Here is a 13,199-nt window from a genome sequence, read left to right as displayed (position 1 = left end):
AGCACCGCACAGACTACCGGCTTCCCCATTTGAGGTAGTCAGACCCACCCAGACCAAATCTGGGTGGGTCTTCTTTTATCCAGACGGTGATCTTTACCTTGTCTCGCGTATGCGATTGACTCTTTGTTAAGACTAAAGCTAATGGGCCATGTGCGGTTATTACTCTCACTTATGGGGAATACAATGAAACTTAAGGCCTTCGCGCTTGCTGCGGCTTTCTCCGTTGCAGTGCTGAACGTTGCAAACGCTGCTCTCCCGGCAGCTGTTTCGCACAACGATACAAACGTCACGAAAAGCCAGGCGTCTTCGCTTCTGAGCGCCTGGGTGGCTCAGTGGACGACGGTGTTCCAGTCGAACTTCGGCGACGATTGGAGCTCAGATACCCAGAACTCGGCCATCAAGGGCACGACCATCCGCTTTATCAGCGGCCTGTTCCAGTCCGATAACACGCCGTATTCGCAGTCGTTCTCCTGGAACAGCTCTACCGGTATCGCGTCCTACAGCACGCCCGCTGCTGTTCCTGGTCCTGAAGCCGGCGCCGGCATCGGTGCACTGGCCCTTGGTGGTGCGGCAATCTACATGACCCGCCGTCGCAAGCAGGAAAATCTGGCTGCTTAAGTCCAGTCACATTGCAAGACTTAAAGGCTCCCTCTCGGGGGCCTTTTTCATGGCCGGCCATAGCCTCGCACCATCTATCCCAGATAGGGATGGAAGAATACATTCAGCTATTAATATTAATGTTTGAAACACAACACATTCATGTAAAAACCGAAATTTTTGATCTTTTTGGAGTAGTTGTATGGTTGACTATTTGTTAATCCTGCATCTAATTGCCATTGTGCGGTGCAATAAAGCAACTGCAACGACGGAGATTCGTATGAAGATCAAAACTCTGGCGCTCGCGGCGGCATTATCCGTTGCAGCGTTTAACATGGCCCAGGCGGCGGCTCCCACTAACGTCACGACCTACAGCACTCCTTCCACATGGACCCAGGCATTCCAGGCCTATTCGGCATGGACAAACCAGTGGACCAACTTTTTCACGGCAGCAGGCACGACTTTCGACTGGGAGCCGGAAGGTTTCTTCTCGAAGAGCCTCAATGTCATTTCGGCCCAGTTTAACGTTGCCGGATACGACTCGCTGCAGTTCACCTATCTCGGGACCAAGGCTTCCTACAGCCTCCCTACCCCGGTTCCGGGTCCTGAGGCTGGCGCCGGCGCTGCCGCAGCCGTCCTCGGTGGTGTAGCACTTTGGATGGCGGCTCGCCGCCGCGATAGCATCAAGGCTGCTTGATCACGCTCGTTGGGGGGATGAACATCCCCCCAACACCAGCACTCAGTCAGCGCGGCCGACTACCTTGCGTGTGGCCAGTTCGCATTCCAAGCATAACTCGTTACATTGATTGGGCGATCACGCGATAGCGAACACATGTCAGCCCGATGAACTCTTCAGATAGCACCCGCGAGCGACCAGGCCCAAAACCGAGATGGCCATTCTGGGTGATGCTTTGCGTTGCAGTCTCGGTTGTCGCCGGCACGACGTTGCTATCCAACGACATGAGACACTTGCGGTCATTGGCACCGTGGATGTTTCCGAAATCGATAGCCTTAGTCCAATCTGTGCCAGGCCGGATCTTGCCACAGCAGGGCAAGAAAAACGGCGATACAATTCTGAATATCCGCTTGATTGCCGCTGCAAATCTTGGCCCGGCCAATTTATTCCTGCGACAGCTGGCGCGCTCAGGTCCCGACCTGTGCAGCTCAATGAGTTCGCCGGATTTTCTGTTGAGCCCGTGGCAGAGGTCCGCAGTCAGCGAACTTGTTTATGAATGCTATAACGAGCCACGGTCCATTTCTCCGAGAGACGACTCGATATTTCTCCTGGTTCGCGGAGATCGGTTTGGAACACTGGACTCTGTTCGCCTAAAGTACGTCCCGGCCAATGCGGACTCGGCCGCGCCGATGAGCGTGCGCGCGCAGAATATTGTTGAGGCGGTCATAACCGCGTCAGGATGGACCGATTTCAAAGAAGAACTTCCGGCAGTTTTTGCCCTCAGGCCCGTCGAGCGCGAGGCTTTCGGAGGCGCTCTCAAATTCGGCAAGGAACTTAGCGGCGCTCGCTACAATCTTAGCCTAACGCTCGGCACCTCAAGTGAGCGATCCGTCACGAGGCAATTTTTCGACCGCCAGAACTGGCTGCCGCTGAACGATCAAGACGGCCGCCAAAAACAGGTGGATGCTTCAATGGAGCAACGCGGTAAACACTCCAACCCAAAAGATCGCTGAGACCTCTGTTGCGACGAAAAGACTAAATGCTCTGTCAGTCATTTCTTTCCTCCCAGCCGACCTCCATCGGCTGAAAGAAGTATATCGACATATTCGATAATGTAAAATCCTACCTCTGGTCACGGCCAGGCGATCCATTCCAAAATGATAAACATGAGACCGGCTCACAACCAGTCGTCGAAAATATCTGTGTGGAGCCTAATCATTGTGCAACTATTGCTGCGATGCAACAACGTTCCCAAAAATAGTCGACTGAAATTAACCTTGCATTAACTTAGCGAGTGACGGCAAGCGTAGTGTGAAGTAAGTAATCGCCAGCGGTAGGAAAAACGAGTTAGTTCAACATGCTGACAGCTGCGTCGACGAATAGTGTTAACAATATATTTGAAGATAACGCCATCAACGATAGGCATGATCAACTGTCCGTAATACATGCGCCTCTGTCCGGTGACAGCACATCTGGAAAATCGAAAGCGCCGCAACTTATGATGAAGCGCGGCCTCGATGTACTTGTCTCTGCGTGTGCTCTCCTCATTCTTGCGCCGGTCTTGATGCTGGTTGCAGCCCTGATCAGCATTGAGAGCCCTGGATCACCGTTTTTTTCTCAACTTAGATGGGGTAAAGACGGCAAAAAAATCCGGGTGTTCAAGTTCCGCTCGATGCGATCGGACGCGTGTGATCCAAGCGGCGTGCAGCAGACGGTCAAGAACGATCCGCGCATAACGCGATTCGGTTCGTTCTTGCGCAAGACTAATCTCGACGAGCTGCCCCAGCTGTTTAACGTGCTGCGCGGCGACATGTCTCTCGTCGGGCCTCGTTGCCACGCGATCGGTATGCTGGCCGGTGGTGTTCTATACGAAGAGCTAGTTCCCGAGTATCATGATCGCCATGTCATGCGACCAGGGTTAACTGGACTTGCACAGATGCGTGGCTTGCGCGGCCCGACCGACAGGCCGTCGAAAGCTCGGGCCCGGGTCTATTCCGATCTCTATTATGTAAATAACTTTTCGTTCATGTTCGACCTCAAGATCATCGCGGGAACGATCAGGTCAGAAATGACACGAGGTCAGGGCTTCTAACGCGCTGGCGTTTCGACGCTGGCAGTTGCCATCGGGTCGACATTTGGGAGTGCGGTGTTGAATAGCGTCATGCCGCCATAGATGATCGCACCCCACATCAGCAGTGATACGTTAATGGCGACTACAAGTGCCTTGAATTTTACGCTCATCACACGTCCCCTTCACGGAGACTATTAGAGCGAGCGACCTAATTGTCGGTGAAGATGGGTGGTTAACGGTTGCTACCATCAAGCGTGCACCTACCGAGCAAGAACGCCCAAAATGAGACCTGATGCTTCAACCGGGCTGTCGGCGTAGACGTCACCGAGCTTATCGCCGTCTGACAGATGTTCCGGCAGATTGAGTTCTTGGAGAAATATCGGTGTACCACTTTGAACGGCATAAAGTCTGATTTCACGCTTGCGGTCGGTCAGTCCGGGGGCCGTGTTGTCGCCATTGTCCAGGAATGGCTTGGTGTGCCTGTTGGCTCGAATCGTGATGACATTTCCGTTGGCTTCAGCATTCAGCACTGGAAAGGGCCGCGCCAGCGGCTCACCGACGAGTAGGCCCTCTGTCGGCATTTCAACACTCTTCCAGTAGGCTTCGAGTAGTGTATCGCCGTGGAGATAGTTGCCTAGCAGCGCCAAAGGGTTCGGAAACTTGGCTGCAAAATTGCAAGGTTCGCGAACCGTCCCATATGACGCCGTGGCGCCTTGGCGAATGAGTTCGGAGATGACTGTCTGCGATTTCTTTTCGTTGAGCGCTCCGCCAAATGACGTCAGGTGATCGGCGTAGGCACCGGGAAGAAACGTCAGGGCGGCAAGGTTTTCGAGTACAGGCAAGCCGATCTGAAACCCCATCAGTCCGTCGTGAGGTTCTATTCGATCGGCGCTGTCGACCCGAACATTGATCTCGTCGCGCCAGCTTGCCGCGGCCGCATCCATTGATGCTTCACGTGGTTGCGATCGGGCAGCGTCGGGGGTCTTTACGAGAAGGATCGTAGCATTAGGATCGGTGGCATCCGCCGCCTTGCCACGCCTTGCCAATGCAAGGTTGTCTGCAGGGGTAGTTCCTGCTGCCAGCATCATTGCCGGCTTGCTGGCAAGGACTGATCCAGGCCCCAAGCCGGCGTCGCTATTCATAGGCGTTGGGTTACACGCCGCTTTAGGTTCTTGGATGACAGTGCCTTGGGCGAGTGCCGACGTTATCGATTGATCTGAACCAACGCGGTAGGGGCGATCAAATGCCAGCGCAAAACCTGCGAGATCGCGGTAGGCGGGGTTTGATCTCAGCGCGCTGAATTCGCGCTCAAAAATGAAGCGCGTCACGTAGTCGGCACGTGGCAGCTTCAACTCGATGATGTTACGGGACGGTATGCCACGCAAGGCGGCGTAGCTTTTTGCAAGCTCCAGCGACTTCTCGTCATTGGCAATCGTCAGGACGCCGAGCGTTGCCGGCACGAAAACGGCTTGCTCTTCGCTCGAGAGTGGAACGACGTTGAGGCGCCCAGCCTTTGCCGCACAAGGAGTCGAGACGACGAGAGCCGCTACACCTAGCGAAAAGATAAACGCACGAGATTTCTGACCGTAGACACACTTGAAACCAACGATCATGTCCAGTCGCGCGATGGTCATCAATCTATCAATCCAGATCCAAATTGGCCGGTGCATAAAGGTCGAGTATTCCAACCTTCATGCACTCACGCAAGTGTGTCTGGAGGACGATCAAAACCGGGCGGAAACGCGGACCCAGTTGTTTGGATTGTCGTTCGACTGGACGCTAATCCAACGATAGTCGGTCCGATCCCAGGCAACGATCCCGTTGCGCAGATTGTCGAGGACGTAGTCGCCGTGATCAGTTCGCACGGTGAGGATCAGGTGCCCTTCGTTGCGGCGCGTCTTGACGACCGAAAGCGAAAGCGCCGAAGGCGAAATGCCGCGTTCGATGAGTTCATTGCGCTTCTGAACGGCATAGTCGTTGCAGTTGCCCGATGTCGTTGTCAGCGACCATTCGGCTGTGCCTTTCTGGGCGTCCGGGGCGATTCTGTCGTTGACCTTCCGGTTGACGTTGTCCAGGAGCGTCCAGGTATCCTGGTCGAGGTGAACGCGTCCGCCGCCGTCTGCGCGGTTGCATTGATTGGCATAGGTCATGCAAAAAATCACGTAGCCGATAGGCGTAGGTTGTGGCCGGGATTCGACAATTCGTGCCGCCTGCGGCAGCCGGTCGATAAACGACGGCGCGTTCGGATATGGTACAGCGTTCGCTGTCGTAGACGCCATCGCCGTTACCAAGCCAAGCGCCGCTGCAATGCGAGAGACCTTAAGCATTTCAATTCGCCCCTGTTTTTCTGTCCTGACGTCACCCTATTCGCGGCCCGTTGAGATCAGATAAAATAGATAGATCGAATTTTATCGATGTCGCTTTTTGAGAATCGCAGTTCAAATTCGTGACAACGTTACTTGCAAAACGGACCGGCCACCCACTTGGATCGCCTGCAATCCAGGTTTGATTTCGGTTGTACTCCTCACAAGTTTCATTGTTTTGTTATCTCATACTGGTTGAAGATTGCCCGTCGTTAAGGTAAACAGTAGGTAAAGACTGTACATTATTTCTTCTTACTTCATAAGTGTTTCGTCTCAAAACGTCGCAATGGCGCGACTAATCCCGATGGAGAAGATAATGAGGGTAATGATGCTCGGCCTTCGCGCGGCCTATGGGGCGCAAGGTGGCATTGAGACTCATGTCCGCGATATCGCTGCTGGATTGGCACAACACTATGGTGATTCCGGCGAGATTGAAGTGGTCGAGCGCGGCCGGTTCGTTCCGCGCGGGCGTGTACTGCCGGCCGAGCTCAAGCCGCTGCGGCTTCGCCAGATCTGGTGCCCTGATTCGAGCAAGCTGGAGGCGATTGTTCACACCTCGCTTGCAACCGGCTATGCGATCTTTCGCCGGCCTGACATCACGCATTACCATGGCATTGGCCCCTCCCTTCTTGCACCAGTTGCGAAGCTTTTCGGCTTGCGTGTCGTCGTCACCCATCACGGCGAAGATTACGCTCGCGACAAATGGGGTTCGTTTGCAAAAATGACGCTCAGGGTCGGAGAGTGGTGTGCTGCCCGTTTTTCCGACGCACGTATCGTTATTGCGCCAGGCCTGGACCGGAAGCTGCTTGGCAAATTCCAGAAGGACTTCCACTACATCCCCAATGCGACGCCAAAGCTTCTCAGTGTCGGTCCGGGTTCCAATCTCCTAAAACACGCACTTACGCCGCAAAAATACTTGATTCACATCGGCCGCATCGTGCCCGAGAAGTGCCAGATGGATATTCTGGAAGCGTTCTCGTCGATCGATACGGATTGCAAACTGGTATTTGTTGGCGACAGCGACCATGACAGCGCCTATGGCCGGGAATTTAAGGCGAAAGCAGCCAAGGACGGCCGCGTCGTGCTGACTGGAAGCGTTGATCGGGCCGCCGTTTCCGAGCTCCTTAGCAATGCCGCGGGGTTCCTGCTTCCTTCGACGCATGAAGGTTTGCCGATTGCCTTGCTGGAGGCAATGTCGCTGAACCTTCCGGTGGCGATATCGGACATTCCTTCGTTAAAAGCTCTTGGCCTGCCGGCGGAATGCTATGTTAGCCCACGAGATATCGGAGCGATCCGCGAAGGTATCGAGCGAATGGTCAGCGCGACCGAAAAGCCTCGCCCAGATTGGAGCCACTATCTGGAGTCCTATAAGATCGATACGGTGATCGAGCGTACGATTGGAGTGTATCATCAGGCGCTCAACGGCAGGCGCGCACGAAAGATCCGCAAGTGAAGGTTATTGTTTTTCCGCAGCTTTACGGCGTTCACGGCATTGCGCGCTACCTGCAGTCTTTTTTGAAGAATTCGACCTCGGATGAGATTCTCGTGCTCGCGGGAGACCAGGATCTGTTCGACTTGAAGGTTCCTGCCAATGTTACGATGGTCAATCTCCCGATGCCGTCGGGGCGGTTTGGGCTTGTTCGCTGGAGCCTGCATGCCCGTTCGTTCTTGAAGCGGCTTGCGAAGACCAAGCGGATCTCGTCCATCAATCTTCATATTCCGCCGCTGATCCCCGGGCTGCTGCTTCCGCGGGTCGCACCAATTGTTGTGACCGCGCATACCACCTATCTCGGCATGGCTGGAAAATTCTACAGTGAGACGCAGTACAAGAGCCAGTGGAGCTCATTGTCTGTATTTGTGAAGATGCTTTTCGAGCGCGTCATATTCGCCAAGTCATCATCGATCATAACGCTGACCGAACAAGGCCGGCAGGAACTTGCCCGCTACGGTTATAGCAAGCCGGTCCACATCTACCCGAACGGCGTGGCACTTTCGGAGTTCACGCCGGCGAACGTCGAAAAGGATATCGACGTCTTGTTCGTCGGAAGGGTCGAGCGCCGCAAAGGCAGCCGTTCGATGGTGGACGTTTGCAAGGCACTCATTCTCGCGAGGCCGGGTATCAAGATCGGCATTGTCGGCTACGGCGATGACTTCGACTATGTTTCGAGCGAACTCGGCCCTCTCTCGAACAACGTGCTTCTGGCCGGAAAACAGCCGTTCGAAAAGGTTTTGAACTACTACCGGCGATCGAAGATATATGCGTCAACCTCGCACTACGAGGGCCTTCCCGGAACCTGCCTGGAAGCGATGGCCGTGGGCGTGCCGGCGATAGTCTGGAAATATCTCTTCTACGAGAAGCTCGTCGAACCGGAAAAGAATGGGCTTGTCGTCGAAGTCAACCAGATCGACAAATTCCGGGACGCCGTTCTTTCGTTGCTGGAAGACAGGGAACGACTGTCCGCATTCGGTGAACGCGCTCGGGAGCACATCGCTGAAAAGTACAACTGGGCCGCCCTCGCCCCGGAAATAGAAACCGTACTTTAGCGTAGGTGGTAACGCGTAGTTTATTAAGCTCGTTTTACGATGGCTTGAGTTTGACGACGGCCAGCCTTAACAGCAAGTATCCGCAACGATTTCGTCTGGAGAGTATTGTGACAGCCAGAACTGCCCTCGGAAACCAAGAAGCTTTTCTTGGTGTTTCCATTAGCAAGACTTTGGTCTTGCGGCTATTCCTGTTTACGGTGTTTGCAAACGGCTTCTTTGCGGACGCGATGCTGTTCGTGCAGAGCAACGGTTTCTTCTTTTCGCTCCTATCGCTCTTCGGTATAAGCCTGATCAAGGTCTATGCATGCTGGATGGTGATGAGCAAGGTAGACCAGGCAAAATTGGAGCTTGAGGGCTGGCTGGACTATGCAGCGGTCGCCGGTCTTTGCGTATTGCTGGTCGCGCCGATTTCGGGACTGACATGGGCCGGGCTTTCGGCGGTCGTCGCATATTTCATAGTCCGCCCTGGCCGCTTGAACGACGAAGGCCGGGCCATCGGCCTCGTTCTCGTCGGGCTCTCCTTCTCCACATTCTGGGGGAAGTTTATCGCGCGAATTTTCATGGAGCAGATCCTGTTCTTCGACGCCAAGCTGGTCTCGTTGTTTTCGGGCACGGGGTCGGAAGGAAACCTTGTCAACTCCCTCGACGGAAGCGTCACTCTTGTGGTCACGGAGGGGTGCTCCTCCTTTTCTAACATCTCCCTTGCCTTTCTCGCTTGGCTGGTTGCGCGACTTGCCTGGGGAACGAAGGGCTTCGGGCGCTCCGTCATGTTCGTCTCGCTGAACATCGCGATCGTTCTTGTCGTCAACAGCGTTCGCATCGCGTGCATCGCATGGTGGCCGCAGCATTATACGCTCATTCACGGTCCGATCGGCGCCAACATTGTGAATGTCATCCTGACGGTGTCGATTCTTTCAGTCGTGAACTATGGCGCAAGGCGATAAAATTCGAATGAGACTGGTTATTTGCGTCGCTGCTCTGTTCGCCATTTCAATCCTAGTGAAACTCATTCTGCTAACTGGGGTGGACTACGTGTCCTACACTGGCGCTGCCCTCGCCCAGCAGAAAGAAGCTCTTCAAGCAAAAGGATTCGACTCTTACCTGATTGGACAAAACGACGTGCTGATTGCCCAAAACGCCGAGTGCAATCTCTATCTCTATATGTCGCGCCCAGAGGGCGGCGACGAGACGATCCGGGACAAGCAGTTCGGTGCGTTCGGCAAGCTTGTCTTCTGGTTTGACGGAGCGCTCTACCAAAGCCGGCCAACGGTAGAACCTCTATTCAAGCGTAACGTGTCGCGCCTTATGAGCGTCTTCGGCCGACCGTTCGAACTCCATCCGGTATTCGGGATCTTTGCGGGCGATCGTTGCACGCAGGCTCAGTTGGACGGTCTCGGTCTACGAGACCTCTGACGCGCTGGGGTTAGCGCATCCGATCAAATTCGATCGATCAATAGAGGTGGTGAATGGCAGGTGAAACTGTTCTGGTGGTCGGCGGCGCTGGCTATATCGGCTCGCATACGTGCCTGGATCTGGCCAACAAGGGCTACAAGCCCGTTGTCTTCGACAATTTCTCGAACGGGCATCGGGAATTCGTCAAATGGGGGCCGGCCGAGGAGGGCGATATTCGCGACCGGGCCCGGCTGGACGAGGTGCTTGCCAAGCACAAACCTTCCGCGATCCTGCATTTTGCGGCACTGATCGAGGTGGGTGAATCGGTCAAAGATCCAGTCGCCTTCTATGAAAATAATGTAATCGGTACGCTGACGCTGCTGTCGGCCGCGCAGGCGGCAGGCATCAATGCCTTCGTGTTTTCCTCGACCTGCGCGACCTATGGCCTGCCACAGAGCGTGCCGCTGGATGAGATGCACCGGCAGGCGCCAATCAATCCCTACGGGCGCACCAAATATATCGTCGAGCAGGCTCTGGCGGACTATGACCAGTACAAGAGCCTGCGCTCCGTCATTCTGCGCTATTTCAATGCTGCGGGTGCTGATTTCGACGGCCGGATCGGCGAATGGCACGATCCGGAAACCCATGCGATCCCGTTGGCGATCGATGCGGCACTCGGCCGCCGCCAGGGGTTCAAGGTGTTCGGCAGCGACTACGAGACCCGCGACGGGACCTGCGTGCGCGACTATATCCACGTTCTCGACCTTGCCGATGCCCATGTGCGGGCGGTCGAATATCTGCTGCGCGGCGGCGATTCCGTGGCGCTCAATCTCGGAACCGGGACCGGCACGACGGTGAAGGAGCTGCTTGGGGCGATCGAGGATGTCTCGAAACGGCCTTTCCCGGTTGAATATATCGGCCGCCGCGAGGGCGATTCGCACACGCTGGTCGCCAATAACGACAAGGCGCGGGATGTGCTCGGATGGGTGCCGCAATATGATCTGTCCGAGATCATCCAGTCAGCCTGGCGCTGGCATTCCCGAACCAATCAGCACTGAGGGCACAAGGCGAACGTCGGGTTCGAGGCAAACTGAACAAACCCGGGCTGCTCATGGAAATGAGCAGCCCGGGTTTTTGTCTATTCAGCAATTGGCCGCTACTCCGAGGCAGCCCTCGAGAATTTTTCAACGTTGGAGCCGGGCCCGCTAAAGTATTTTTCCTGGTATTTGGCGTACTGGGCACTCGGCTGGTGACCGCCGTATCTGTTGAGCTTCTTCACGTCGACGCAATTCAAGATGACGCCCAGCGTCTTGGCAGCCACTTGACGCTGGTTAGACACGAATTCTCGCAGTACGGACCTCGGCGTCTTGCCCCAATGCGTGACAAAGAGATAGCCGTCTACGATCGTGCTCGCAGACAATGCGTCTGTTAGAGCTCCAACCGGTGGGAAGTCGATAATCACGACGTCGAAATGGCGGCGGAGAACTTCGATCAGATCGTGAGCGCTCGAGCTGCCAAAGAAGTCATTGGTCGCGGCCATATGTTGCGCACTCGGAAGAAAAGCCAGGCCGCTCTCGTCCTCGAAGGAAATCGCCTCGGCCATCACTGAAGGATCCTTGGAAACTTCCAAAAGACCAACGCGGGGGTTGCCGGCCAAGTCCTTGGTGAGGCTTGGATTCCTGAAATCCCCGTCGAGTAGGATGGTCTTGGTTCCCTGCAATGCGAGCGAAGAGGCGAGGTTCTTGGCGATCGTCGATTTGCCCTCATCTGGGAAGACGGACGCCATGCCTATGACGATGCCCTTCCGATTGGGAAATTCGAACGCGATCCTGGAGCGTATTGCGCGAATAGCTTCAGCATATTGCGAGAAGGGATCATCGACCACCTTCCGCAGGATAGGATTGCCCTTGGCCACGCTCTTCCTGCCGCCCACGGCCCTGCCGTCGGGCATATGCCCCAAGCGAGCGCGTTGCGTCTGGCTTGCATCCAAAAGCGGAACGTTCGTAACGAATTCAAGACCGAGCTCGTCGCGGACCTGAGCACCTGTCCGGAAGCCGCGATCGCGCCATTCGCGCAAGAGGCCGATCGACCCGCCAATCGCGCCACCCAGCATCAACGATGCCACGAGGATCAGAAACTTCCGCGGGCTGCTTGGGGAAAGAGGCGTGGATGGGTCACTGATTATGCGCGCATCCGTGACTGGAAACGACTGCTGCTGCTGCAGTTCCTGGGACTTCTGGAGAAATGTCGAATAAAGTGTCTTGAGGGTCTCGGCTTCCTGCTCAAGCGAACGCAGCTTGACGCTTGCGCTGTCGTTCGTCGCACTGGTCTTTGTCAACTGGGCAATAGAATTCTGGATGCTATTGACCTGGGCTTGGGCGATGGAGACTTCGCTTTCATAGCCAGGGAGTACGTTCTGCCATTCCTCGAATATGAGCCGCTTGTATTCGGCCATGTCCTTGCGGGCCTTGACGGCTGCCTGGTGGTCGGCGCCGTATTTGGCGGAGAGGTCGCTATTGGTCTTCGACGCCTGCAGGTAAAGCGTCCGCAACTGGGCGACGTTAGGATTTTCCGAAGCCTCGGTAAGACGTCCGTTGACGTCTTGGGAGTCGATGATTTGCTTGAGCCGCTGGTATCGGGCACTGGCTGTGTCGAGGACGGACCTGGCCGCTGTCAGCTGTGTCGTTGCGTCGGTCAACGACTGTTCGTCAATGAGGCGCCCGGACGCAGCGATCAGGTTGTTGTCGGCGCGGTACTTCTGGACCGCCTCGTCTGCGGCAAGTGAACGAGCCTTCAGGTCTCGAATACGCTCTTCCATCCAATTCGTCGCGCGGCGCGTGGAATCGAACTTTGAATCGAGCTGGTCTTCCAGGTACGCGTTTGTAAATTGGCCAACGATCGACTGCGCGAGCATCGGATCGCGATCGGTGTAACTCAGCTCGAACACGTAGGTCCTGCCGACGCGCTGGACCTTGAGGTTATTCTGGAGGACCTGGCTTGCAATCAGCAGCCGGAAGTTTTCCGGCAGGTCCTTCAGTTCTGGCGACGCTGGCGAGCTGTCGAAGATCTGTGCAATTTTGCCGACACCAGATTTCACCGCTCCGATAGCCTCGAAAACGGGCGATCCCTCTGGGTCGAGGAATGCCATGTTATTCTGGAGGCCAAGGCGCGTCGCGACGGTCTCGGCGAGCTTGTCCGAGGTCAGGATCTGCAACTGACTGTCCACGGCTCCCGTTTCGAACGTCAGCGAACCCTCAAGCGGACTGGCCGCTGTCATCCCGACATTTTTCGCATCGATGAGGACGCTGGACGACGATGTATACGTGGGAATCGCCTGTGCAATGTAGGCCATTCCCACAATGCCCATCACAACGACCGAGGCGACGACGATCCAAAATTGGCGCCGTGCCGCGCCAATGAGATCGAATCCCGAAAGTGGGTTAGAGAACATGGACGCCGGCTGATCACCGTCGTCGAAGTCATTCCCAACCTGAAGCTTCGACTGATTAAGCATTGTACAAGTTTCACCTCAGTTGAGTCAGCGTCACTTCTGAAA

General features: G+C 55.5%; 13 protein-coding genes. 9 read left to right on the top strand and 4 right to left on the bottom strand.

Annotated elements, in window-relative coordinates; translation table 11 throughout:
* Window positions 1–183 precede the first annotated feature (183 nt).
* The 4 genes from J2X43_RS16945 to J2X43_RS16930 all read left to right on the top strand — a co-directional run bounded on the left by J2X43_RS16945 (window position 184) and on the right by J2X43_RS16930 (window position 3,365).
* Window positions 184–618 (top strand): hypothetical protein, encoded by a 435-nt coding sequence (locus J2X43_RS16945; protein WP_310295558.1) that lies wholly within the window; start codon window positions 184–186, stop codon window positions 616–618.
* Between the two features lie 259 nt (window positions 619–877).
* The gene (locus tag J2X43_RS16940; RefSeq protein ID WP_310295556.1) at window positions 878–1,294 is read left to right on the top strand and encodes a hypothetical protein; all 417 of its coding nucleotides are present in this window, start codon (window positions 878–880) and stop codon (window positions 1,292–1,294) included.
* Between the two features lie 146 nt (window positions 1,295–1,440).
* Complete coding sequence (locus J2X43_RS16935) at window positions 1,441–2,286, top strand: DUF6030 family protein (protein WP_310295554.1); 846 nt, start codon at window positions 1,441–1,443, stop codon at window positions 2,284–2,286.
* A gap of 344 nt (window positions 2,287–2,630) precedes the next feature.
* The gene (locus J2X43_RS16930; protein ID WP_310295552.1) at window positions 2,631–3,365 is read left to right on the top strand and encodes a sugar transferase; all 735 of its coding nucleotides are present in this window, start codon (window positions 2,631–2,633) and stop codon (window positions 3,363–3,365) included.
* Here J2X43_RS16930 and J2X43_RS16925 read toward each other — a convergent pair.
* From J2X43_RS16925 to J2X43_RS16915, 3 genes are all read right to left on the bottom strand, one after another.
* Entirely contained in the window at window positions 3,362–3,514 is a 153-nt protein-coding gene (locus J2X43_RS16925) for a hypothetical protein (protein ID WP_310295550.1), read from the bottom strand. The two genes, J2X43_RS16930 and J2X43_RS16925, sit on opposite strands and share 4 nt — an antisense overlap.
* 90 nt (window positions 3,515–3,604) lie before the next feature.
* Window positions 3,605–4,978: a TIGR03790 family protein gene (locus J2X43_RS16920; protein WP_310295548.1), complete on the bottom strand. Its 1,374-nt coding sequence runs from the start codon at window positions 4,976–4,978 to the stop codon at window positions 3,605–3,607.
* A gap of 90 nt (window positions 4,979–5,068) precedes the next feature.
* Entirely contained in the window at window positions 5,069–5,623 is a 555-nt protein-coding gene (locus J2X43_RS16915; RefSeq protein ID WP_310296017.1) for a transglutaminase-like cysteine peptidase, read from the bottom strand.
* A 400-nt stretch (window positions 5,624–6,023) separates the two neighbouring features.
* Here J2X43_RS16915 and J2X43_RS16910 point away from each other — a divergent pair, with 400 nt between their 5' ends.
* The 5 genes from J2X43_RS16910 to galE are packed head-to-tail and all read left to right on the top strand — an operon-like array spanning window position 6,024 to window position 10,701.
* A complete protein-coding gene (locus J2X43_RS16910; RefSeq protein WP_310295546.1) occupies window positions 6,024–7,160 on the top strand; it encodes a glycosyltransferase in 1,137 nt (378 codons plus the stop codon).
* Window positions 7,157–8,251, top strand: a complete 1,095-nt coding sequence (locus tag J2X43_RS16905; protein WP_310295544.1) for a glycosyltransferase family 4 protein — start codon at window positions 7,157–7,159, stop codon at window positions 8,249–8,251. Before J2X43_RS16910 ends, J2X43_RS16905 begins: the two co-directional genes overlap by 4 nt.
* Window positions 8,252–8,301: 50 nt before the next feature.
* Window positions 8,302–9,195, top strand: a complete 894-nt coding sequence (locus J2X43_RS16900; RefSeq protein ID WP_310295542.1) for a hypothetical protein — start codon at window positions 8,302–8,304, stop codon at window positions 9,193–9,195.
* Between the two features lie 7 nt (window positions 9,196–9,202).
* Window positions 9,203–9,664 carry a hypothetical protein gene (locus J2X43_RS16895; RefSeq protein ID WP_310295540.1) on the top strand — a complete coding sequence of 154 codons (462 nt, stop codon included), beginning with the start codon at window positions 9,203–9,205 and terminating at the stop codon, window positions 9,662–9,664.
* Between the two features lie 53 nt (window positions 9,665–9,717).
* Window positions 9,718–10,701 carry a UDP-glucose 4-epimerase GalE gene (gene galE / locus J2X43_RS16890; RefSeq protein ID WP_310295538.1) on the top strand — a complete coding sequence of 328 codons (984 nt, stop codon included), beginning with the start codon at window positions 9,718–9,720 and terminating at the stop codon, window positions 10,699–10,701.
* 98 nt (window positions 10,702–10,799) lie between these two features.
* Here the strand turns inward: galE and J2X43_RS16885 are convergent, their stop codons facing one another.
* A complete protein-coding gene (locus J2X43_RS16885) occupies window positions 10,800–13,157 on the bottom strand; it encodes a polysaccharide biosynthesis tyrosine autokinase (protein ID WP_310295536.1) in 2,358 nt (785 codons plus the stop codon).
* Window positions 13,158–13,199: the final 42 nt, after the last annotated feature.

Source organism: Rhizobium sp. BE258 (assembly GCF_031457345.1).
Taxonomy (GTDB): domain Bacteria; phylum Pseudomonadota; class Alphaproteobacteria; order Rhizobiales; family Rhizobiaceae; genus Rhizobium.
Note: the sequence above shows the minus strand (reverse complement) of the source record. Positions and strands in the feature narration are given on the sequence as shown.